The sequence below is a fragment of the Streptomyces sp. 2131.1 genome (assembly GCF_900105515.1).
In the GTDB taxonomy this organism is placed as follows: Bacteria; Actinomycetota; Actinomycetes; order Streptomycetales; family Streptomycetaceae; genus Streptomyces; species Streptomyces drozdowiczii.
Genome location: NZ_FNSY01000001.1, coordinates 7,095,719 through 7,117,484, shown reverse-complemented (window position 1 = coordinate 7,117,484; position 21,766 = coordinate 7,095,719). Strand labels below are relative to the sequence as shown.

Annotated in this window: 25 protein-coding genes and 3 pseudogenes; 10 read left to right on the top strand and 18 right to left on the bottom strand. The window is 68.2% G+C overall.

The window, feature by feature from the left end:
- Positions 1–708: 708 nt before the first annotated feature.
- From BLW14_RS31830 to BLW14_RS31795, 9 genes are all read right to left on the bottom strand, one after another.
- The gene (locus tag BLW14_RS31830) at positions 709–1,035 is read right to left on the bottom strand and encodes a helix-turn-helix domain-containing protein (RefSeq protein ID WP_093710516.1); all 327 of its coding nucleotides are present in this window, start codon (positions 1,033–1,035) and stop codon (positions 709–711) included.
- Positions 1,032–2,144, bottom strand: a complete 1,113-nt coding sequence (locus tag BLW14_RS31825; protein ID WP_093710515.1) for a tyrosine-type recombinase/integrase — start codon at positions 2,142–2,144, stop codon at positions 1,032–1,034. Before BLW14_RS31825 ends, BLW14_RS31830 begins: the two co-directional genes overlap by 4 nt.
- A 123-nt stretch (positions 2,145–2,267) precedes the next feature.
- Positions 2,268–2,546 (bottom strand): ATP-dependent DNA ligase, encoded by a 279-nt coding sequence (locus tag BLW14_RS35475; RefSeq protein ID WP_256333035.1) that lies wholly within the window; start codon positions 2,544–2,546, stop codon positions 2,268–2,270.
- Positions 2,465–2,920, bottom strand: a complete 456-nt coding sequence (locus BLW14_RS35470; protein WP_256332952.1) for an ATP-dependent DNA ligase — start codon at positions 2,918–2,920, stop codon at positions 2,465–2,467. The genes BLW14_RS35475 and BLW14_RS35470 overlap by 82 nt, the downstream gene beginning before the upstream one ends.
- A 1-nt stretch (position 2,921) precedes the next feature.
- On the bottom strand, positions 2,922–3,068 hold the full coding sequence (locus tag BLW14_RS31815; RefSeq protein ID WP_256332951.1) for a hypothetical protein: 147 nt from the start codon (positions 3,066–3,068) through the stop codon (positions 2,922–2,924).
- Between the two features lie 106 nt (positions 3,069–3,174).
- On the bottom strand, positions 3,175–3,384 hold the full coding sequence (locus BLW14_RS31810; RefSeq protein ID WP_093710514.1) for a hypothetical protein: 210 nt from the start codon (positions 3,382–3,384) through the stop codon (positions 3,175–3,177).
- A gap of 225 nt (positions 3,385–3,609) precedes the next feature.
- The gene (locus BLW14_RS31805) at positions 3,610–3,969 is read right to left on the bottom strand and encodes an STAS domain-containing protein (protein ID WP_093710513.1); all 360 of its coding nucleotides are present in this window, start codon (positions 3,967–3,969) and stop codon (positions 3,610–3,612) included.
- Positions 3,966–5,234, bottom strand: a complete 1,269-nt coding sequence (locus BLW14_RS31800) for a PP2C family protein-serine/threonine phosphatase (RefSeq protein ID WP_093710512.1) — start codon at positions 5,232–5,234, stop codon at positions 3,966–3,968. The genes BLW14_RS31805 and BLW14_RS31800 overlap by 4 nt, the downstream gene beginning before the upstream one ends.
- On the bottom strand, positions 5,234–6,043 hold the full coding sequence (locus BLW14_RS31795; RefSeq protein WP_093710511.1) for an alpha/beta fold hydrolase: 810 nt from the start codon (positions 6,041–6,043) through the stop codon (positions 5,234–5,236). Before BLW14_RS31795 ends, BLW14_RS31800 begins: the two co-directional genes overlap by 1 nt.
- Positions 6,044–6,829: 786 nt before the next feature.
- On the opposite strand from BLW14_RS31795, the gene BLW14_RS31785 reads away from it, so the two are divergent.
- From BLW14_RS31785 to BLW14_RS35825, 6 genes and pseudogenes are all read left to right on the top strand, one after another.
- On the top strand, positions 6,830–8,323 hold the full coding sequence (locus tag BLW14_RS31785; RefSeq protein WP_093710509.1) for an AAA family ATPase: 1,494 nt from the start codon (positions 6,830–6,832) through the stop codon (positions 8,321–8,323).
- Positions 8,323–9,174 (top strand): hypothetical protein, encoded by an 852-nt coding sequence (locus BLW14_RS31780; RefSeq protein WP_093710508.1) that lies wholly within the window; start codon positions 8,323–8,325, stop codon positions 9,172–9,174. Before BLW14_RS31785 ends, BLW14_RS31780 begins: the two co-directional genes overlap by 1 nt.
- 72 nt (positions 9,175–9,246) lie before the next feature.
- Positions 9,247–9,843: pseudogene (locus tag BLW14_RS31775) on the top strand (helicase associated domain-containing protein); the annotation flags it as partial.
- Entirely contained in the window at positions 9,831–10,364 is a 534-nt protein-coding gene (locus tag BLW14_RS31770; protein WP_093710507.1) for an RICIN domain-containing protein, read from the top strand. The pseudogene BLW14_RS31775 and the gene BLW14_RS31770, both read left to right, overlap by 13 nt.
- 199 nt (positions 10,365–10,563) lie before the next feature.
- Positions 10,564–10,710, top strand: a complete 147-nt coding sequence (locus BLW14_RS34700) for a hypothetical protein (RefSeq protein ID WP_177154170.1) — start codon at positions 10,564–10,566, stop codon at positions 10,708–10,710.
- Positions 10,711–10,865: 155 nt separating this feature from the next.
- Positions 10,866–11,274: pseudogene (locus BLW14_RS35825) on the top strand (Tn3 family transposase); the annotation flags it as partial.
- A gap of 30 nt (positions 11,275–11,304) precedes the next feature.
- Here the strand turns inward: BLW14_RS35825 and BLW14_RS31760 are convergent.
- The 3 genes from BLW14_RS31760 to BLW14_RS31750 all read right to left on the bottom strand — a co-directional run bounded on the left by BLW14_RS31760 (position 11,305) and on the right by BLW14_RS31750 (position 13,818).
- Positions 11,305–11,916 (bottom strand): TetR/AcrR family transcriptional regulator, encoded by a 612-nt coding sequence (locus BLW14_RS31760; RefSeq protein WP_093710506.1) that lies wholly within the window; start codon positions 11,914–11,916, stop codon positions 11,305–11,307.
- A 61-nt stretch (positions 11,917–11,977) separates the two neighbouring features.
- Positions 11,978–12,694: an ABC transporter ATP-binding protein gene (locus BLW14_RS31755; protein WP_093710505.1), complete on the bottom strand. Its 717-nt coding sequence runs from the start codon at positions 12,692–12,694 to the stop codon at positions 11,978–11,980.
- Positions 12,691–13,818, bottom strand: coding sequence for an ABC transporter permease (locus BLW14_RS31750; RefSeq protein WP_093710504.1), 1,128 nt, complete (start codon positions 13,816–13,818; stop codon positions 12,691–12,693). Before BLW14_RS31750 ends, BLW14_RS31755 begins: the two co-directional genes overlap by 4 nt.
- Before the next feature lie 299 nt (positions 13,819–14,117).
- Here BLW14_RS31750 and BLW14_RS31745 point away from each other — a divergent pair, with 299 nt between their 5' ends.
- Both BLW14_RS31745 and BLW14_RS31735 read left to right on the top strand, forming a co-directional pair.
- A complete protein-coding gene (locus BLW14_RS31745; protein WP_143052030.1) occupies positions 14,118–14,357 on the top strand; it encodes a hypothetical protein in 240 nt (79 codons plus the stop codon).
- Between the two features lie 421 nt (positions 14,358–14,778).
- Positions 14,779–15,099, top strand: a complete 321-nt coding sequence (locus BLW14_RS31735; protein ID WP_256332950.1) for a hypothetical protein — start codon at positions 14,779–14,781, stop codon at positions 15,097–15,099.
- Positions 15,100–15,110: 11 nt separating this feature from the next.
- Here the strand turns inward: BLW14_RS31735 and BLW14_RS31730 are convergent, their stop codons facing one another.
- The 4 genes from BLW14_RS31730 to BLW14_RS31715 all read right to left on the bottom strand — a co-directional run bounded on the left by BLW14_RS31730 (position 15,111) and on the right by BLW14_RS31715 (position 17,897).
- Positions 15,111–15,899 (bottom strand): class I SAM-dependent methyltransferase, encoded by a 789-nt coding sequence (locus tag BLW14_RS31730; RefSeq protein ID WP_093710924.1) that lies wholly within the window; start codon positions 15,897–15,899, stop codon positions 15,111–15,113.
- Between the two features lie 950 nt (positions 15,900–16,849).
- Positions 16,850–17,071: a DUF4267 domain-containing protein gene (locus BLW14_RS35455; RefSeq protein ID WP_256332949.1), complete on the bottom strand. Its 222-nt coding sequence runs from the start codon at positions 17,069–17,071 to the stop codon at positions 16,850–16,852.
- Entirely contained in the window at positions 17,041–17,322 is a 282-nt protein-coding gene (locus BLW14_RS35450; protein WP_256332948.1) for a hypothetical protein, read from the bottom strand. The genes BLW14_RS35455 and BLW14_RS35450 overlap by 31 nt, the downstream gene beginning before the upstream one ends.
- A gap of 101 nt (positions 17,323–17,423) precedes the next feature.
- The gene (locus tag BLW14_RS31715; protein ID WP_093710501.1) at positions 17,424–17,897 is read right to left on the bottom strand and encodes a cupin domain-containing protein; all 474 of its coding nucleotides are present in this window, start codon (positions 17,895–17,897) and stop codon (positions 17,424–17,426) included.
- Positions 17,898–18,011: 114 nt separating this feature from the next.
- Between BLW14_RS31715 and BLW14_RS31710 the strand changes: the two genes are divergently transcribed.
- Positions 18,012–18,923 (top strand): DUF5937 family protein, encoded by a 912-nt coding sequence (locus tag BLW14_RS31710; protein WP_256332947.1) that lies wholly within the window; start codon positions 18,012–18,014, stop codon positions 18,921–18,923.
- 70 nt (positions 18,924–18,993) lie between these two features.
- Here BLW14_RS31710 and BLW14_RS34125 read toward each other — a convergent pair whose 3' ends face one another.
- Positions 18,994–19,173, bottom strand: a complete 180-nt coding sequence (locus BLW14_RS34125) for a hypothetical protein (protein ID WP_107468453.1) — start codon at positions 19,171–19,173, stop codon at positions 18,994–18,996.
- 388 nt (positions 19,174–19,561) lie between these two features.
- Positions 19,562–19,984: pseudogene (locus tag BLW14_RS31700) on the bottom strand (CGNR zinc finger domain-containing protein).
- A 561-nt stretch (positions 19,985–20,545) separates the two neighbouring features.
- On the opposite strand from BLW14_RS31700, the gene BLW14_RS31695 reads away from it, so the two are divergent.
- Complete coding sequence (locus tag BLW14_RS31695) at positions 20,546–21,736, top strand: PP2C family protein-serine/threonine phosphatase (protein WP_093710499.1); 1,191 nt, start codon at positions 20,546–20,548, stop codon at positions 21,734–21,736.
- Positions 21,737–21,766: the final 30 nt, after the last annotated feature.

Sequence of the window (21,766 nt, the reverse complement as noted above, 5' to 3'; positions counted from 1 at the left end):
GAGCCATGATGGGCACGATCTCTTGGCAGACCCCGCACTGTCGTGGCGGGCTGGTGTAGCAGGTACCGCAGACTGGGCCTGCGGCGGTCAGAGCGTTGACCCGGCGTCGGCGGCCGCATCTGCAGCAGACCTGCAGGTTCTTGGGCACGCAGGTCTGGCACAGGCTGGATCCGTCGAGCAGGCGACGGTAGGGGAGCATCAGCCGTTGGCAGTTGGCGCAGTTCTCCTTGGCGTCCGGCTCCTTGTTTCTGCACGGAAGGCAGATGCCGCCTTCCTCGCGGCGCGTGTAGATGCTGGCCACGTTGCCGCACCGCGCGCACGGCTTCTTGCGGCGGCGGCCGGCGCAGCGTGAACACAGGCGCCCCTCCGGTCCGTTCTCGGTGGGAAGGGGCTGGGTACGCCCGCAGTCGGCACAGGCCAATAGCGTGACCTTGTCGCTGTGTCCGGCGGCGGCGAGCGCGGCCAGCAGGCGCACCGCGCAGGGAGGGCAGTCGCCACGGGGAGCACTGAGAGCGTCGGGTTCACTGGACAGATATCGAAGCAGGCGGAAGGCGTTCGCTCCTCGCCATGCCTGGGCCTGCTCGGCTGCGGCTTGGGCCTGCTCGGGGGAAAGAGCGTCCCCCACTGCCGATCGCAGCAGTGTGACGATCTGTTCCTGGGCGGCGGCGAGCTCGGCACGTAGACGGATCTGGTCGGAAGTCGGCGGCCTCACGGCTGTCCTGGACGCCGGATCGTGGTCCGCGGCTGCTTGAGCGGAAGCGGCTCTCCCTGCCCGTCGGCGGTCTTCCTGACCTGGGCGTTGACCACTTTCGGCTTGATGAGGTCATTCGGCGTGCACTCGAAGATGTCGCACAAGGCGACCAGGGTGTCCATGCTCATCCGCTGGGGCGGCTGCGTCACCAGGCGGTAGACCTGCTCGCGTGACAACGTCACGCCGCGCTCGGCGAGGAGAGGCACGAGGTCCGATGTCTGGAACATCTGATGCTCCGCCATCGTGGCCCGCAAGCACCACTCGTACCCCATCTTCTTGATCATTTAAGGTCCCAGTCGTCACCCAGCCGACGCTTCAGTGAAGCCTCAAGCAGCTGGTTGCGGTACTCGTCGGAGACGCCCATATAGATGGCCGTCGTGGAGGCGTGAGTGTGACCCACCTGCTCCTGAACGAAGCGAGCGGGGTAGCCGAACTCGGTCAGGTGGGTGATGTAACTATGACGAAGGCAGTGGAGATCGAGGTCCTCGTCGAGGTCGGCGTCCCGGCGTGCCGTCACGAACGCTTCGTTGATCGAACGAGGAGACAGCCGGCCGACTCGTTCGGTCACCCACAGTGCTGGGTGGCGGTCGGGTGACAGCCGAGGACGAAGTTCTTGCACCCACTCGTCGAGGACATCGGCTGCCCAGTCCATCTCGGGCACCAGGAGTACGGTCCGTCGCTTCGGCGGCGCCCCCTTGGAGGACTTGCCGTACCGGATGGCCATGCTGCCCGCTTGTCCGAACTGCGGCGCCTTCCTGTGCCGTCGCAGATCAACCAGGTCGACCTTCGAGGACTCCGTTCGCCGGGTTCCGTAGGCGTAGATGGTTTTGAGGACGGCTGCATCGCGTAGCGCGGTCAGGGTGCCCTTTCGGCCTTGCCCCTGGACTCTCCGTGGCCGGGCATCGGCCGCATCGAAGAGCGCCTGAACCTCGTCATAGGTGAGCGGCCGACGCCTCGGATCGCCTTCGTACTCCACCGAGTGCAGGACCGAGTTGCCCTCATGGAAGACCGCCTGAGGCGACAGGCCGAACCGTTCCCGGCAGGTCTTGCCCCATCCGTAGCGGGGGTCCAACAGGTACTCCACGAACAGCTCGATCACTACTTCGTAGGAGCGAGCTGTCGACAACTGGATCGGTTTGGCTCCGCTGCGAAGGTGGACGATGAACGCTTCGCCGTCGGCGGGAGTCCACTGCCACGGGTACAACCCCGTGAAGTCCTCGAAGCGTTGCAGTAGACGCAGCCGGGGCTGGATGGTTGAGGGCTGGAGGAAACGCGCCGACTGCTGCCGAGCCCATCCCTCTTTCATCGCAGACGAAACCGCTGGCTCCGGATCCAGAAGGATGACATTCGGGGCCAGGGCAAGACGAGCCGAACCGGGGGCCTCAGCGACCATGGCGGTTGTTGTATCAAACGCATCATTGTTGCGTCCAAGCCGCTAGCGGCCGGTCACGAACCCAGAGGGGGCTCACCTGCTCGCCGTTCGGAGGGCTTGACCTGCGATAAGGCCGTATGTGACCTAGTACGAACTGTTGCGTCTAATGCAATTCAGCTCGATTCGCACCTTGGTCCAGCCGCGGACTCCGGGGCGGTACCGGCCGGTGAGGCTCTTGACGACGATCCCCTCGATCCCGGGCGTCCGAGTCCATCCGTTCAGCCACTCCTCAGCAGTCGCCATATCCGTGGTCGAGGGACACAGCGTCCACGGCGGCGTCGTCAGCCCGTGCTCCACGAACAGGCCCTCCAGGAGGGCCCGGCGGGCGGCGTACGGCTCGTCCAGCAGCTCGCGGCCCTCGATCTGGAGGACGTCGAAGGCGATGAAGTGCGCCGGCAGGGCGGCGGCAAGAGCCTGAGCACCGCTACGGTCGCGGCACGGCGTTGGAGTGCCGGGAAGCTCAGGTGCCCGTTCTCGTCGAGCACGACGAGCTCGCCGTCCAGGACCAGGCCGGACGGCAGCTGGCCGGCCGCGGAGACGAGGTCGGGGAAGCGGGACTGCAGCATGGTGCCGTGCCGCGACTGCACCAGCACCCGCCCACCCTGCACGTCAGGGGTGAACAGCAGGGCCCGGTAACGGTCGAACTTCAGCTCTGCCGCCGCGCCCCCCGGGCCGGGGCGGGGAATGGCGTCGCGGGCCTGGGCGAGCATCGGCTCCAGCGGCGGGTTCAGCGTCACATCAGGTGTCCGGGTGGGCGTCCGTCTTCAGCGCCCACGCACCGCCGGGACAGCCGGGCGGGAGCGGAGGGAAGCGGTGGCCCTTGACGTCTGTGCTCCAGTGGTGGCCGGCCCCGCAGTCGCACTCGTAGATACCGCTCTCGGGCACGATCTCCCCAGGACGCCACGTTCGCTGCTCGTCTCCCATACGTCTGGTGTACGTCGCCTGGGCGTGTTCGGCGACTTGGAGGAACATCCGCCGGAACCCCAAGGCATCACGCGGCCTCGTACCGGTGCGCGCGGCCGCCGCGCCACTCGACCAGCGAGGAATCGTCCAGGAGCCGTTCCGCGTCGTGTAGGCCGGCACGGCGCAGAAACTCGACGACATCACCGTCGTCGTGGGCGAGGCCGGCGATCTGCCCGCGGATGGTGACCCGCCGCCCGCCGGTCGCGGACGGGCGGTGGATGACGATGGGCGCGCTCATCCATCCAGCGTGCTCCCTTACTCCGCAGTCCGCTATCCACGGTCGGTCACCGCGCAAACTGGCTACGTTCGTGAGAAGCGAAGCAACAGCGAATGTCGATCGGTTCGAGCAGCAGATAGCGATCTTGTCGGCTCAGAATGTTTGCGAGAAATTTGGGAGGCACTGAGAACGGTGATCGTTCGATTCTACGTGGGGGCGGGAGCTTCCTCTGGCAGGTACGGCGGGTCAGTCGGAGGCGGTGTGCCAGGCGGTTTCGGCGTCCTGTGCGGTGAGGTGGACGGTGAAGACCTGGTCGAGGCCGACGATGCGGAGGATGCGGTCGAGGTGGTTGGGGACCGCGGCCAGGACGACGATCGCGTTCGCGGCCAGGGCGTAGTTGCGGGCGGTGATCAGGACGCTGATGCCGGTGGAGTCGCAGAAGGCGAGGCTGCCGAGGTCAAGAACGAGTTGCTGGCCCGGGCTCGGAGTCAGGCTGGGCAGCGCGGCGCGGACTTCCGGCGCGGTGTGGTGGTCCAGTTCTCCGATGAGTTCGAGGACCGGTCCGGCGGGGGTGGTGCGGGTGTGAAGGGTCAGGTGCTTGGTCACTGCTGCTCTTCACTGGGGGGTCGGGGTACGTGGATGGCCAGGACCGCGGTGTCGTCGTCGACGCCGGTGCCGAAGGTGTCGAGCAGGTCGCGGACGGCGTGGATGGTGTCCGGGGCGGTGGTGGGGGCGAGCTGGCGGCCGAAGTCGAGGAGGGCGTCGTCGCCGTAGCGCTGCTTGCCGCCCGGGACGGCGTGGGTATGGGCTTCGGTGAGGCCGTCGGTGTGCAGGAGGAGAGTGTCGCCAGGCACGAGGTGGACGGTGGTGGTGGCGATGTGGGCATCGGGCAGGACGCCGATGAGCTGGCCGCCGGGGGTGGGCAGGAAGTCGGCGGTGCCGTCCGCGCGCATCAGCAGGGCCGGCGGATGGCCGCCGCTGGCCAGCGTGATCCGGAAGCCGCCGCGGTCCTCGTCGGGGGTGAGCAGGCCGAAGACGACGGTGCAGAAGCGGGGGTCGGTCCCTTGGTACTCGTGGTTGAGGACCGTGTTGAGGTTGCCGAGCACGGCGGCCGGGGCGGGGTCGTACACGGCGGCGGCGCGCAGAGTGTAGCGGGCCAGGGAGGTGACGGCGGCTGCGGCGGCGCCCTTGCCGCACACGTCGCCCAGGAACAGGCCCCAGGTGCCGGCGGCCAGGGGGAAGAGGTCGTAGAAGTCGCCGCCGACCTCGTCGACGGAGGCGATGTGGTAGTACGCGGACACGTCCAGGCCGGGAACGTTCACCAGGGCCGGCGGCAGGAGGGTTTTCTGCAGGGTGGTGGCCAGGACCTGGAGGCGGTCGCGTTCGAGGTCGGCTTCCCGGCGGGCGCGCAGCAGCTCGGTTTCGTAGGCCCGGCGGTCGCGGGCGTCGAAGACGGTGGTGCGGATCAGCAGGGGCTGCCCGTCGCTGCCCGTTTTCACGGTGGAGGTGACCAGGACCGGCAGCCGGGTGCCGTCGGCGGTCTTCAGCTCCAGAGCGATGCCGCTGATCTCGCCCTGCATCCGCAGCAGCGGGCCGAAGTGGGTCTCGTGGTAGAGCCGGCCGCCGACGGTGAGCAGGTCGGAGAAGTGCTTGCGGCCCACGAGATCATCGCGCTGGTATCCGAGCCAGTCCAGCAGGGTGGTGTTGACCTTCGCGATCCGGCCGTCGAGCTGGGTGGAGAGGTAGCCGCAGGGCGCGTGCTCGTACAGATCCTCGGCACTGTCCTCCAGCAGCGCGGAAAACTGTGCCTGCTCATCCACCGGCCCCCCGCCTTCTCGTCCCTCCTGCCCTTCGCCGTTCGTCTTGCACATCACCGGGCGGCTCCCGCGAACACGGCGATCGCCTCGGCGGTCTCCTCGGGCGCGGCGAGCTGCGGGCAGTGCCCGGTGGCGCTCAGCGTGACGAGCCGGCTGTCCGGAATCTGCGCGTGGACGAAGGCGCCCACCTCGGGCGGGGCGATCGCGTCGCTGGAGCACTGGGCGACCAGCGTGGGCACCCTCACCCCGGCGAGGTCGGCGCGGTTGTCGGACAGGAACGTCACCCGGGCGAACAGCCTGGCGATCTTCGGGTCAGTGCGGCAGAAACTGCTGGTGAGCTCCGCCCCCAGCTCCGGCCGCTCCGGGTTGCCCATGATGACCGGGGCCATCGCACCCGACCAGCCCAGATAGTTCGCATCGAGCGATTCCAGCAGCTCGTCGATGTCCGCGGCACTGAACCCGCCCCGGTAGCCGACATCGGGATCGTCGACGAAGCAGGGCGAAGGGGCCAGCAGGACCAGTCCCGCGAACGCCTCGGGCTCGCGCACGGCGGCCAGCACACCCATCATGGCGCTCACCGAGTGCCCGACGAACGTCACCGGTCCGAGCGCCAGCTCCCGGCACAGTTCGAGAACGTCGTCGACGTACCCGTTCAACGTGGAGTACCGCTCGGGGCTCCACGCAGAGAGGTCCGAGTTCCCCGCGCCGACGTGGTCGAAGAGGACAACGGTGAAGTCCCGCTCCAGCGCCGGCACCACCAGACGCCACATGTTCTGATCGCACCCGAAACCGTGCGCCAGCATCACCACCGGTGCACCGGCCTTACCGGTCACCCTCACATGATTCCTGCTCCGCACGTCCATACGGCCCATCCTCGCAGACCCCTCCTTGGCGGTCGTCGCGGAGCAAGGTCTTGCTGACGGCGGGATGGTCAGGCTCGAGTGGAGATCTCTGGCTGACGACGAGGCGAGGATTGGTCGAGGAGGCCAGCGGCGGTGGCGGTAGTCCAGCCAGTCGGCGGTGATCTGGTGGGTGAGTTCCTCCAGGTAGAGGGTGTGCCGTCGACGGCCGCGACGGATGACGAGGGTGCCGCGTGCGAGGTTCAGGTCGCAGGTCAGGAGCGTGCGGAGCTCGTGGGCAGGCACGGCGTGGACAGCGGCCAGGACGAGGACCAGGCGTCCGAGTGGCGTCCTCGTGTGCCGTAACGCGTCAGCCAGCAGGTCGCTGGGGACCGGTTTGGGGACACCGGTCGGGCTGCCGACGCGAAGGTGCTGGGCGGGGTCCCGGAAGACCACCCGTTCCCGTGATGCACCACCCCAGCCCCCCCTTCTGGAGGGCAGGTCATGCATCAGACGGGATCGACTCGGCAACATGCCCGCTCAGGAAGCAAGTCCATAGACCCTACGAACTCGTTCCACTTCCCGCATCGCCCAGGCCACCTGCAGTGCCTCGCCCGCCTGATGCAATTGCCGAGGGTTGTAGTAGCGCTGGGTAGTGCTGACGGACTTGTGGTCCACCAGTTCGCCCAGGACGTCGAGGGGGGTTCCGGCGTCTGCGTGGCGTTGTACGTGGGCGGCATCCGAGTTGCCGCTACGGGCGCTGTCAGGAGCTGAGGCATCCTTACAACACACGTTCTGGAGGGGGCCTCGATGCAATTCACCGTCCTGGAGTACAGCGAACCGATGCCGGATCGGCCCGGTGCCTACCTGATGGTCGACAGCTGGAACGACGGTGGGTTCATCACCACGTTCGAGCTCAGCATCCGCTTGGCGGACGCTCGTGTACTCCGGATCGGGTATCTGCGGATCGGCCATGTGTCGATGCGTTCCGACGGAACGAGGCGGACGGCGGACCTGCTTCCCCCTGCGTTCACCGCCCTGGGCGACGAATTCTTCAGTCTGGCCCACGAAGACGACTACTACGAGAAGCTGCGGGAGCTGCCCGATGCAGGCATGGGGTACGAGGTTCTCCGCGCCCTGAACGATGTCGTCTTCGACTCGAGTGCCCACAGAACCGCGCGGATACTGGACGTCTACCAGAAGTCCCTGCTCCGCGGCCGAACGGAGCAGCAGCTCTACGCGGCGAACCTCATCGCGACGGGAATGCGGGCCCGCGTCGTGCCCTTCCGCTGGAGTTACACGCCTGATCAGAAAGGTCTGCTGCCCGCGCACAAATTCGATTTCCACGCGGAACCGGGGAGCAAGCCACCCACCAATCTGCACGCGCTGATCGGCCGCAACGGCGTCGGGAAGTCCACGCTGCTGCACCGCCTGGCCGAAGCGGCGACGGAGGGACGCATCGCCGTGCACAGTCCGTCCGAATACGAGGACAACAACTTCACCGGATGCGTCGTTGTCTCCTTCAGCCCCTTCGACCGGCCTTACGATCTGGCGCCTGCTGGCCTCTCGTTCCACTTCATCGGCCTGCGGCATGCCGAGGGGGTGCGGCTGAAGACCGCGGCTGAATGGCGCAAGGAGTTCGTCGACAGTTTCGCCACCGTCCGGATCGGCTCGCGAGGCGCGCGCTGGCGAAAGGCTGTCGACACGCTCAGTTACAACGCGAGCGGCTTCCTCGACGAGCACATGCCGGTGATCGACGCCATGGTCCGCGAAGGCAGCGACCTCAAGTTCAAAGAACGCATGGGCAATATCTTCGACAGCCTGAGCTCAGGGCATGCCGTGGTCTTGTTGATGATGACCCGCCTGATGGAGGTGGTCGGTGAGCGCACCCTGGTGCTGATCGACGAACCCGAGACGCATCTGCACCCCCCGTTGCTCGCGGCCCTGACGCGGACACTGTCCGACCTGCTCAGCGATCGCAACGGCATGGCCGTGATCGCGACCCACTCCCCCGTCGTCCTGCAGGAGGTACCGGCGTCCTGCGTGTGGATGCTTTCGCGCCACGGCGACGAACTCACGGCTCATCGTCCCACGACGGAGACCTACGGTGAGAGTGTCGGAGAGCTGACCTTCGAAGCGTTCGGCCTGGAGGTCGATTCGACCGGCTTTCATGCGGCGATCGCACGGGAAGTGGACCGGGGCGGCACCTACGAGGAAATCGCGGGCAGGTTCACCGGGCTGGGCAGCGAAGCCCGGGCCCTGCTGCGCGCGATGACGTTCGAACGGGCGCGAGGAGCACGCTGATGCTGTGGCCACCCAAGCCTGAGATCACTGTCAGTGATGTGCTGAACGCCTGTACCAAATGGCTGGACACCCAGGACTGGGGTGAGGATCTCCGTGCCCGTCTTCCCGAACTCGTCGCACTCGAGGAGCGCTACCGGACGTCGGGAGAGGCGGGACAGCTCCTCGCACTGCTCGTCGCGGAGGCCGGTGCGCAGAGGGAGGACTCCGACAGGAAGCGCTTTCACGCCGTCTACGAAACCGCGCTGGTGGACCGGGCGCCCGGCCGGAAGCTCTACGACGCCCTCATGGCCGCCGCCGTGCACAACCTATGCCCTCTGTGCGGATACCAGCCTGTCGCTCAGCTCGACCATCACGCCCCCAAGGCCACCTTCCCTCTGTGCGCGCTGACGCCGCTCAACCTGGTGCCCGCCTGTGGTCCCTGCAACCAGGGAAAGAGCAACAAGCTCGCCACCGAAGCAGGCGAAGAGGCCTTTCACCCCTACTTCGACGACCTCGGAGCAGAACGGTGGCTCTTCGCTTATGTCCATCGGGCGAACGGCGGCGTCACGGCCACCTACTTCGTCCGCCCGCCTGATTCCTGGCCCGAGACGAAGGGCCGGCGCCTGCATCACCACTTCGCTGACCACAAGCTCGCGGAGCGGTACGCGAAGGCGACGTCGAGCCGGCTGTCCAACCGCCGCAGGCGGGACATCAGGCTGCTGACGTCCTCGGGGCCCGAAGAGCTCCGCGCATCGATATCGGACGAGGCCCTGAGCGCGGAGGAGGCACACCCGAACAGCTTCGAGACCGCACTGCTCCACGGCCTGACGGCGTGCGACTGGTATGTGAACGGCGGGATGGCGGTCGGCTGAGCAGCGATTGCCTCCCGGCGTCATCCGTCGGCTCGTACAGGACTCCTGACCGCGGCACCCAGTGACCCGGCGCTGCTGGACGCGCCGGAGAACAGGATGGTCTGGGAGCCGGGTGAGGAGGCGTGGGAGGCCAAGCTCGCCGTCCTGCGCTCGTACCGGCGGGCGACCGGACACCTCACTCCCCGGCAGGACGCGGTCTGGGGCGACCCGGCCGGCACCGGGTCCGTGCCGATCGGGCAGCAGCTGGCCAACCTCCGACGCAAAGACGGCCTCGGCAAAGATTCGTACCGGGCCGCGAAAGAAGCAGCGCAGCTCACCGCGATCGACGCAGACGGGGACTGCCCGTGGCCGCTGGACTGGCAACGCCACTACCGCGTCCTCGCCGACCTGTCCGACGCCGACGGCCACCTGCCCCACATCGCGCCCGGCATCATCTTCGAGGGAGACGCCGTCGGCACCTGGCGGTCGCGGCAACAGGAACACGACAGTTGGGCCAAGCTCCTGCCCGAACCCGTCCCGCGCGGGGCGGTGGTGGACGTCCTCGTCGACGACGAGACGGTGCCCATAAAGCTGGGCGTATGGCTCTCCAACACCATGAGCCGGCGCGACAAACTCCCCCCGGAGCAGCTCGCCGCCCTCGCTGGTCTGGGGCTGGAGTGGGCGGCGTAGCGGTTCGGAGCGGCTGGTGTGAAAGAGGCTTCCTTCTTGCTGCGATCCTCGCCACCGCTGCTGCCACGCCCGCCTTCATTCTCGCAACCGCAGGAAACGCCGCCGCCGACAGCCAGATCCACTGGCGCAACGCGGCGACGGGCGGCTGTCTGATCACCGAGACCACCACGGGCGCGGAGCACGTCGTCACCACGGACGCTCCGGGATATGTCCACTGCTTCGACCCCATCGGCCACCTCAAGAGCGACTGGTACGACGGCCAGAACAACCTGGAGAACTTCGACGGTGCCTGGACCGAGAAGTCGTACCAGGGCGAATGTCTCACCGCCTACTGGCAAGGCCAGGTGTACACCGAGCGGTGCTCCAGCCCGGTGAACTACTACGAGCAGTGGTACGAGAAGTGGACCGGCGACGGCTTCAACCTGGTCAACCGGGAGACGGGGCAGTGCCTTGACAGCAACTCCCACGGCGTCGTATACACCCTGCCGTGCAACGGTGGCAGGTACCAAGTCTGGAAGTAACGTGTAGCTGCCGATGACAGCCGAGTAGCTTCCGCTCCTCGTCTCGGCCGCATTGCCGAACAATGACCAACGAGACGTCATGTATCGCTCGTGCGATCCCGTCATGCCCATTGCTGGTACTCACAGCGTGGGCATGACGGGCGCGGCCAACTCGCGCCCCGGTCATCGGCACCATGTCGAGGCGTCTAAAAGGACGCTCGTGTTCAAGAAGTACCCGACGCGGCTCGCTGCCGCGGCCTGCACCGCCCTGCTCGCTCTCACTGTTTCGGCAGGCAGCGCCAGCGCCTCGCCGGACGCCGGCTACATCGGCAACAGATACACCACCAGCGGCACTCCGGTGTGGTGAACCGCTCCGGGTCGTTGGGGGCTCGATTCCCTGAGAGGATCGAGTTCATAGCCCGTCCTTCCCCTTACCCTGCCGAGCTTCGTGAGCGTGCGGTGCGCATGGTCGCGGAGGTCCGCCCCGAACTATCCGACCGAGTGAGCTGCGATGAGGGCGGTCGTATCATCGGCTCCATCCACACCGGCGCCGTCCGCGCGTACGACGTGATTCGGATGCTCTCCCGCGACGGGCGCCCGACCCCGCTCGGGGACGCGATCGCGCACTATGGGCGGATCGCGAAGACCCTGCACCTTCTGCGTCTGGCCGACGAGCTCGGTTACGCCGCCAGATCAAGGTGCAGGCCAACCTTCAGGAAGGCACGCGCTCGCCCGGAAGATCTTCCACGGCCGTGCCGGGCAGCTTTACCAGCGCTACCAGGATGGCATGGAGGACCAGATCGGCGCCCTCGGCCTCGTCCTCAACACCTTGGTCCTGTTCAACACCCGGTACATGGATGCCGCCCTCGCCCAGCTCCGCGCCGACGGCTTCGATGTCCGGGACGAGGACGTCGCGCGACTTTCGCCGTTCCGGCCGAGGTGCGCCGGCGGTGCGAGGGCTTCAGGCCCCTATCTGCGATGCGCGGGCGGTGCTGCCGGCCGGGGTGAGGCAGCGGCCCACGAGTGCGAGGGTGCGCTGCGTGACCGTATCGAGGGGGGTGCCGTTCTCGACGGCGGCCAGGGCGGTGTGGAGCATTCCGGCGATCAGGTCGGCCGTGAGCGCGGGCTCGGGAGCGCCGAGTTCCCGGACGGCGGCGCGGAACGGTTCGACCTGTTCCAGGTGGAGTTCCATCAGCCGCTGCTGGCAGGCCGGGGGGAGGCCGGCGTTCATGAGGGCGACGGCGGGCCGGTGTGCGCCTTCGGCGGCCAGGCGGAGGCTTTCCGCGAAGAACGCCTCGACGCGTTCCAGTGGGCCGTTCGCGGTGGCCAGGGCGCGGGTGAGTGCCTCGTTGGAGCGCCGGAAGGCTTCCTCCGTGATGGTGGCCAGGAGGGCGGCGGAGGAGTCGAAGTACTGGTAGACGCTGGAGCGGGCCAGGCCCGCGCGGGCGCCGACCGCCGCCGGTGTGACGGCGGCGGCGCCCTCGTTGACCAGGATGTCGATCGCCGCCCCGATCAGCGCTTCGCGTTGCTGGGCACGGTGCTCGGCGACGGTGGAGGCGTTGATCTTCGGCATGCGGGGCGGGCTCCTGGGGGGGTGGACGGGGCCGGGAACGGTGCTGGCCCGCGGCCGCCGGTCAGGACAGGCGGCCGTCGACCATCTCGTACACCCGGTCGGCAGCGTCCATTATCACCGTGTCGTGGGTGACCATGACCGTGGCCGTGTTGCGTTCGTGGGTCTGCTCGGCGATCAGCCGCACCGCCTCGGCGGACCGTACCCGGTCCAGTGCCGAGGTGGGTTCGTCCACCAGCAGGACGGCGGGAGAGGTCATCAGGGCGCGGGCCAGGCCCGCGCGCTGGCGCTCGCCGCCCGACAGCTGGTGCGGACGGGAGCCGGCGCGGTGGGTCAGTCCGACGGCTTCGATGAGTTCGTCGGCGCGGGTCCGGGCAGTGGTGTCGAGGCGTCCGTCGATGTGCAGGGGCAGCAGGAGCTGTTCCCTGACGGTGAGGGAGGCCAGCAGGTTCGACTGCTGGAAGACGAAGCCGATGTGGCGGAGCCGGGTGGCGGTGCGTTCCTTGTCCGAAAGGGTGGTCAGCTCGGTGCCGGCGATGTGCACGGTGCCCGAGGTGGGGCGCTGGAGGCCGCCGGCGACGGCGAGGAGGCTGGACTTGCCGGATCCGGAGGGGCCGACGACGGCGACGAACTCCCCGGGGGCGACGGTCAGGCCGACGTCGTCGAGGGCAGTGACGGCGGTATCGCCGTCGCCGAGGGTGAGGGTGACGTCGTTCAGGCGCAACCCGCCGGAGCGGCCTGTGTCCGCGGCGGCCTGGTTGTCGGAGGCGGGTGTGGTCATCGGGTGGCTCCCAGAGCGGTCAGGGGGTCGACGGCGGTGATGCGGCGGACGGCGACGACGGCGCCCACGGTGCCCAGGACGATGAGGAGGCCGGAGGAGGTGGCGATGGCCGGGGCGGACAGCGAGAAGGGGGCCTTGCCGATCATCGCGCTGCCCAGGGCCAGACCGACGGCGGTGCCGAGGGCCGTGGCGCCGATGAGGACGGCGACGACCTGGGCGAGCGCGTCGCGCAGGATGTACCGGGTGGGGGCGCCCAGCGCCTTCATCAGGGCGATCTCCGGCTTGCGCTGGACGGTCCAGACGGTGAAGAACGCGCCGACGACCAGGGCGGAGATGACGTACAGGAAGCCCTCGATCAGGGCCATGGTGCTCGACTCGGCCTCGTAGCCGGGGGACGCGTTGAACGTCTCTTCCTTGGTCTCGGCGAGGGTCCCGGTTGCCTTTTCCACCGCGGCGATGTCGGCGCCCGGCTTCAGGGTCAGGGCGACGGCGGTGGCCTGCCGGCTCGCGGCCTCGGGCAGGTCGCCGGGCAGGCCGTAGTGCAGGTGCCGCCACGTCTCGAGGTCGGCGTAGGCGACGCCGATGTGGCCGTAGGAGATGGTCTCGTCGACCAGCCCCACGACCTTCAGCGGCACCCCGCTCTTGTCCGCGGTCAGCACATCACCGACCTCCACGCCCAGGTCGGCGATCTCCCGGGTGATCACGATGCCCGCGCTGCCCTCCTTCAGGCCCTCACCGTCGCTGGGGCGGGGTGCCAGGGGGGAGTCCGGTGCCATGCCGAAGACGGCGAGGTTGACCTGCTCGCCCTTCTTGGCGCCCTGGGTCACCTGGGCATTGGCCAGGGTGTTCCCGAACGGCTCCGCGCGCTCCACCCCCGGGGCCTTGGACCACGCCTGCCAGTCCTCCTGCTCCACGGTCGAGCGGGAGAACTGCTCGCTGGTCGCCTTCTCATCGAAGGCCAAATGGGTCACAGGCAGCGCGCGCAGCCCGGATATGCCGGCATCCGCCAGACCAGAGGCAAGCCCCGACAGCAGGACACCGAGTACGGCGATGAGCGCGACCACCGCACCCATCAGGGCGAAGCGACCGCGGGCGAAGCGCAGATCGCGTAGGGCAAGGAACACGGAGTTCTCCGAGGGAAAGGGAAATGAGGGCATGACAGGCTGGCCACATCGCATCTTTGCCTAAAGTTGACGACGCAGGTGTCGGCATCCTATCGGGTGTTGCCGACACGACCGTCGGTATGTTGTGTCGCGTGCGCCACCCGCTCCCTCCCCGCCAGGCCGCCCTGCGCGGGTGCGGCCAAGCTTCGCCTGGGGTTTGGCCCGCGTCCGTGGACGGCCTCGCGGACCAAAATTCCGCAGACGCCCCCTGTGGGGCGCGGCCAGTAGCACGGAGAAAGAGATCAACCCGGGAGGGCTACATGACCGTTCGCGCAAGCGCGGTGGAACGCGCAATGCGGTACGAAGCGGCTGCCGCCAGGTACGCCAAGAAGGCCATGGAGGGTGACGCCGGCGCGGCACAGCCGGCGCAGACGTTCGCATCGCTGGCGGTCGCGGCACGGATGGAGCACATGGACCGACGCATGCGAGTTCTCGGTGACCAACTCGAAGACCTGTGGAAGGCGGTAGGCGGCCTTCGCCGCAAACTGCCCGAGCGGTAATGTCCGTCAGCTGGCGGCGGGTGCTTACCGTGAGGCTGTGACCACTGCCTCCGCTGACGCGGCCCAGCCGGTGCCGGTGCGGGTCGTACTGCCCGCCGGCCCGGTTCCCGGGCACCCGGAGCAAGAGGTCGTGGCACGGCTATGGCAGCGGCGGCAGACCGAGACGGGCTGGCTATACCTCGTGGGCCTGCCATCGTTCCGGGACCTCGAGAACAGGATGAATTGCATCGAACACAACGCCCCGCAGGCTACTCGAACTCTTGATACCGCTGGCCCAGCGCGGTGGGGCGGACTTCGATGAGAGTTCACCCTTAGCGGTGACCTGGGAGGGAAGAGACCGCCGCAACAATGTTGCATCGGTTACAACGAGCCTGTGACTACCGAGGCCCCAGGGTCAGCACGGCTTGTACTGCCCCGGAATGTGGTGCACCTCGACCCGGCAGCAGCGGTGTTCGAGGCGAGGAAGAACGGTTGGACCCGCCAGCAGGCGGCACGCTTCCTGAGGGCCAGGACGATTGATCCGCGGGCTGCGTCTGGTCAGCGCCTGGAGGAGTTCACCGACCTGTACCCGTGGCAATGGACTCCAGCGGAAGGCGAGGCATTCATCGCGCACCTCCGCAGCGGTACGCAGCCGATCCAGATGTCCACGGTCCGCACGTACGAGGTGACGATCCCGCAGCAACCGCTTAACACTTCGCGAGGCGCTGCAGGCGGTCGCGAGCCGGCAGGTCGGCAACGATGACGAAAGGCGGATCAGCGTGCCGGCTCGGACGTGCCTCGCGCCTGGTCGCGGCCGGCGACCACCAGGTATCCGTCGCTCGCGGGGTCGAAGGTGGTGGACTGCACCGTGAGTCCGACGCTCCGCAACTGCGCCACGAGGTCCTCGTACCGGTAGGGCCAGATGGACAACCGCTCCGAGCAGGCTCGCACTGCCCCATCCGGCTCGATCTGGGCGACCACGATCTCGAGGAAGTGTTCCTGCGCCCAGCGTTGCTCGATCTGCCAGTAGTAGCTGACGACCGCATCGCGGTCGTTGCGGCGGATGAGTCGATCGCGGACGTCTACCCGTGAGCCGGCGGAGCGCACGAGCTCCCAGTTGCGGGAGTGGAGCACAAGGCGTCCACCCGGATTCAGCAGCCGCGACATCGCTTCCAGTGCGGTCAGGCGTCCGGCTGCGCCCTTGGCGTGCCCGAGCGAGTTGCCGACGCAGAACACCAGATCGAACGTGGAGTCCTGCAGGTGGTCGGGCAGCTCGTCCCAGCTCGCGCGGAGGGCTCGAAGCGAGACACCCTGCTCGTCGGCGGCCTTCTCGGTCCGGCGAACCATCCCGCTGCTGGCGTCTGCGGCGACCACGTCAAGGCCGAGACTCGCGAGACCGACGGCGAGCTGGCCGGTTCCACATGCGCAGTCGAGGACGCGTGCGTTGGGCGGCACAGAGCCCACGACATCGCTGTAGTAGACCGCGGCTGCCTTGGCGGGGGTCAACCTGTCATCCCCGATCAGCCACTCGTATACGTCGGAAAGCGCCCCATAACCAGCCATCGCGACAACCTCCATCACTCGACGACGCGCGGACTGGACCGCGCCTGCGACTCGGCCCTTGCGCCTCGCACTGTGCCGGGCCGTGCCAGCGAAGCATTGGGCAGGACCCAACCACTTCCGACGGCTGAGACTCCACCGGATTTCGTGGGAATCCGCGACACGCCGCACTGACGCAGGTCTCCACTCCACCGGCGCCCATCGGCTGCGATGGGGACCGCATACGGACGGAGCCGTCCGCATCCGCCGCACCGTCACCGCGCTGGTGGGCTTCCCCGCCGCCGACAGCTCCGCCGCCTTCGCCTCCTCCCGCTGCGCCGGCGTCCGCACCTCCGGGTCGTACTCGGTCCGCGCAGGGCCGACCCCACCGGATCCGCCCGGGTACACCGTCTCCACCTCCCGCACGTGCCCCTCCCAGGCCAGCGCTCGCTCCCGCACCGTCGCAGGCAACGAGTCCAGCAGGCCCTGCGGCGCCAGCGTGCTCCACGACCCGGCAACCGCAACGCAACCTCGGTCCAGTACGAGCGATACTCCCCACCCCGCCGGGCCCGTCGGCAACGGCCCGGGCGACGGCCGGCACCGCGGGCGGGTCGGTGGCGAGCTTCGCCAGTTCCGGCTTCGGGCGCAGCAGCGCCATGCCGGTCTCGTTTACGACTATCGGGTGAGTGGAGCCGGCCCCGCCCGCGCCGCGTGCGCCCATCTCGGACAAGGGTCGCCGGAGTTCGGTGGCGGCGGCCTCCAAGCCCTCGAGGGACAGATGGCGCAGGGCCTCACCCGTGCTCACCCGTGCTCGTGGAACCGCCGGTCGCGGCGAGGCGGTGGGTGCGCAGGTCGGCCGGGGCGGCGATGTGGGTCGCTGGTGCGGGCTGTCTTCCGCTTCGCTTCGGTCGGCTTGTCGGTGTGGCGGTGGGCGAGGTGTGGGAGCCGGCCGGGGTGGCGTTCCCGCTGGTCCTTCATGCCGCAACCAGGAGGGCAGCGATGATCACCATGATGGCGGCGGTGCCGAGGTGGACACCGTAGATGGCGGCGTGTGACCCTTTGCTGCGCGCCACTACGGCCGCGTCACCGGCGGGTATCAGTGCAGCGGCCAGCATGACCCAGCCCAGCAGGTGAGTGGTGGCGCCGATCAGCAGGACCCCGAGAATCAGGCCTGTGCCGATGTCGCGGACGCCCATGACGGCCAGCCACGATCGCATCGCCGGTCGTCGGGGCGGGTGTTGGGGATGCCGAAGCCGACGGCGGAGCTGGGCGCCCACACGGAGCGGGCCCCGACAAGGACGACGGCGGCGGCAATCAGGGCGGCCAGGGTGGTGGCGATGGCGGCGAGCATGAGACGGATCCCTTTCGTGGCGGTGTTGGAGAAGTAGAAGCTGTCGATGGCGGAGCGAGCCCGGCGCTCGGAGGCGGGGTGGGCCTCGGCGTGCACGTAGGGCCGTTGGGAGAGGCTGAGTCATGCGGCGGTGGCGATCCTGCCGAGGGGATACCTGAGGCCAGCTGTCCGGCGAGAGTGGACAGGGTGCGCCGCCGTCACCGCTCGTGGGCGTCGACGAAATGGTTGTCGTGGTCTTCGTGAAGCCGGCTCAACTCCCCCTCGTTGATGGTGGCGAGCTGTGCGAAGTACTCCTCCCGCGGTACACCTGGCGAGAGTGCCATCAGGAGGGTGGCCGGCTCGGCGCGTTCCTTCCGGAGGGCGTGGACGCCGCCCATCGGGGCATGTGCGGTGTCGCCGGGCAGCAGGGTTCGCCATGCCTGCCCATCGAAGTAGTCGACTTCGCCTTCTTCCACGATGAAGGTCTCGCTGAACGTCGTGTGAAAGTGCGGGGCAGGTCCCCGGCTGGAGGGCGACATGCGCCACCGGTAGATACTCACCACTGCGCTGGTCTCCGCCGGCCTGGCGAGGACTTCGATGGTCGATCCGCCGACGCCCAGCCGGATCGTTCGCGTCTGTTGGACTTGCTCGGATTCCTTGGAACACCGTGCATTCGATGCCGTGTCGGTCATGGCCCGAGTCTCCGGGTTTCACCGTTCCGCTCGCGCTCACTTCGGCGGTGGCCTAACAATGCGGGGATGATCCGCTACCGATTGGGCGCCGGCGCTGCGAGTGTGCGGTGGGCGATGTCACCGATCCACGAAGTGGTGAGCCTCGCCCAGCTGTTGACCGAGCCGCAGCGTCACGCGATGTACCATCCGTGGCTTCGCCGTCGCCACCTCCATCTCTCGCATCCGGACCTGCGGGCGCTCACCGTCTTCATGGCCGACGACGCGTATCGGCCCGACTTCCTCGACCCGTCGCCGAGGACCAGTGAGCCGACGTTCGAGGAAGGGATGGAAGCCCTCCTCGCCGCACCGGCGGACCAGACGTACGCGGAACTGGTCGACGCCACGAGGGGACGCGGGGCAGACATGGGCCGGCTGCTCGACGACCCCGAGCGAGCCAGGTCCGAGGCCGCCGATGCGCTGCGCCGCCTCTGGAAGAGTGTGGTGGAGCCGGAGTGGGTGGGCATGCGGCAGGCGCTGCGTGCGGAGTTGCTGGACCGGGCCATCCAGGTCAACCGCGAGGGACTACGCGCAGTCCTTCCGCGCCTGCACCCCTCAGCGGCGTGCGAAGACGACACCGTCATCGTCGAGAAGCCTGTGGACATCGACGTCGACTGCCCGGAGGGACTCGTTCTCGTTCCGTCACTGTTCATCACCGACCGGGTGCAGTGCACCACTTCGGACCGATGGACTCCGGTGATCTACTACCCGGCGTCCGGACGGTACCTATGGGCGGCGCCCCCCACTCCGAGATCTCTCCACCGTCTCCTGGGCGTCACTCGCGCGAGGATCCTTGCCGCGCTCACCACACCCCTGCAGACGACGGCGGTGGCGGGACTGGTGCACGTCTCCGCTCCGACGGCCAGCGAACACCTGGCAATCCTGCGGGAGGCCGGGCTGGTCGAGTGCAGCCGGGCCGGCCGCACGGCCATGTACGAACTCACCGACGCAGGACACACTCTCCTGGCCGCGGCCTCACCACGGCCGTGACAGGTCGAGGAGCTGCTGCTGACCGGTCAAAGCGTGGGGCCTACCGCGACGCAGCCGTGGCACGGGGCTGTCACCGGGGCAGGAGTTCGCCGGCTTCGGGGTCTCGCGCAGATCCTCCCGGCGTCGTGCAGTCCTCCTCCGGGGGCGGTCCGTTGGTGGCGATGTCCTCCAGGACGGTGGCGATCCCGTCGGCGCTCTCTCGCGGGAGCCGGACGCCGAAGACAAACGGAGCGGTATCGGTACGGAGCATCTGTGTTACGGGCCCTTCGACGACTGATGACCGGCGTCGGCTTCCACGGAAGGATGACCGCATGACAGATCGGCAATCCGCTTCCTCGTCAAGTCGCCGACGCATACGTCAACGCCCTCATCGAGGTTGACCCGATCACGGGTACGTTCCTCGGCGTGCCGCACGCTGTCGGCCTGGCGCCCGCCCCCTTACGGGCGGGCGCATCGCCTCATGCAGCTAGCTCACCACGGCCGGTGAGAACTCAAGGCGCAACGGCCCAGCCCTGCCCCTCGCCGTGATCATCGCCCCCCGGCCGACGACAGGAAGCCCGGCGCCGGTCCGACCGAGGCCTGTTGAGCGAAATGCGCGTGCCTGCTAACTGGGGAGGTACCGGGCATAGGGGAAACGGTCAGCGGGCGCGTTCGTAGTGGCGGCGCGCCTTCGCGCGGTTACCGCAGACAGCCAGCGAGCACCAGCGGGCCCGGTTGGCGCGGCTGCGGTCGAGCAGGAACAGTCGGCAGCGCAAGGGCGTAGCCGACCAGGTAGGTGATCCTTCACGGCGGACCAGGCAAGGACTGCCTCGACGGCCAGCCGGGCGTGCGGAGGACTCTCAACGGTCCACTGTAGACGCCGTGAGCTCCGGGACCTGGCGGACCCCCTCGAGTATCGGGCTCAACGCGGCGGGCGGGCTTTCTCCGCACACCACATCCCGCAGGGCGTCCCGCGCACCCATGCCAGGGACATCCGGTCGAGGACGGGAATCCACCCCTGATGCGATTCCACCACCACCGGGGGATCGTCCTGCTCGATCCGAGCCAGAGGGATCCCCCATGCAGCGCAGTCCTGGTTCTCACGCCGGTAGACGAGGACGCCGCCCAGGGCGTCATCGACGTACAGGCCGGAGGGCTTGACCAGCGGCTCCTGCTGTCGGGTCATGTCGTCCCGACGGCCGAAGAATGCATAGCCCTCACGCAAGGCGGTCGGCAGGTCGAATCCTAAATCGGCTTCCCCGCCGCCGACTCTGCGGCGGGGAAGCCGTCTTCCGGATCCACCGGACGGCCCATCCAAGCGTCGGCGAACCAGCGCACGAACTCCCACGCATCGGAGCGGGTGCGCACCCCGCTTCGCAGAGCCGCCGCTACACCAGGACCATCCAGCATGCCGAGGACGCTACCGCCTTCTGCAACCGCGCGGCGAGCCGCTGGAGGCCCATCCCCCAATCGCTGGCGGCTCGACTTGACCCGCCATGCGCTTCCCACGGGCCGGCGGGGAGAGCGAAGCCTGTTTTCCGGCCTTCTTGATCTCGAGCGTCCGGGCCATGGCATGAGTCACAGTTGTGCGGTGTTTTGCACGTCAGTGGGAAAACGAGTCTCCAACGAAAAGGGAGGCTGACGTGGTACGCGATCGAATCGGACTGGCTGAGGTGCTTGAAGCGGCAGAGGCCGCTGCCCCTGTGGCTTCGCTGGATGTCGTGGCGAAGAATCTGCGCGAGCGGTTCGGCGCACGGCACGTCTCGTTCCTGTTCGTCGACATCGTGGGCCAGCGCCTGCTGCGAGTCAGCGAGCAGTCCATCGCTCCCCAGGAGCGCCGCCCCGACGAAGTTCCCTTCGACAACAGCATCTACGACGAGGTCCTGCGCACCCAAAAGGTGGTGCACGTGCCAAAGGACGAGCGCGGGCAGCGCGTGCTCGCCCCGGTGACGAATCGGGGCGACACCGTCGGTGTGCTGGAACTGTTCCTCACCCGGGTCACGCAGGGCGTGATAGCAGAAATCGAGGAAGTCGCGCACGCGCTGGCCTACGTCATCGTCACCGACCGCCGCTTCACCGACCTCTACCACTGGGGCAACCGCACCACATCTGTCAGCCTGGCCGCAGAGATCCAACGCCAGCTCCTGCCCTCGGCCTCCGCCTGCGAGGCCACCGAGTTCGCCCTCGCAGGAGCCCTGGTTCCCGCCTCAGACATCGCCGGCGACACCTTCGACTACTCCCTCGACCAAGACACCCTCCACCTGTCCATCACCGACGCCATGGGCCACGACGTCGACGCCGCGCTCATGGCCACCCTCCTGGTCAACGCATCGCGCGGCGCACGCCGCGCCGGAGCTGATCTCGCCGAACAGGCCCACCGAACCCACCAAGCCCTCCTCGAACACGGACGAAGAACCTTCGCAACCGGGCAGCTGCTGCGCATCGCCCTCGACGGCAGCAGCGCCCAGCTCGTCAACGCCGGCCACCCCTGGCCCCTGCGGCTGCGCGAGGGCACCGTCGAGGAGGTGCGCCTGGCCGTGAACCTGCCCTTCGGGGTTCCAGCACATGACACCTACAAGGTGCAGGACATCGACCTGCTGCCCGGCGACCGCCTCGTTCTCTACACCGATGGCATGCAGGAACGCCAAGCGCAGAAGGTCGACCTCCCCGGCCTCATCCTCGACACTGCCACCGAGCACCCGCGTGAGGTCGCTCGACACCTGGCCACCGCGGTCACCGACGCCTGCAACAACAATCCACAGGACGATGCCACCGCCCTGTGCCTGGACTGGCACGGACCACACGGCAGACCGACGCCGTACGGACGCGCCTGACGTTGTCGGGGATCTTGGCGTTGACGGTCG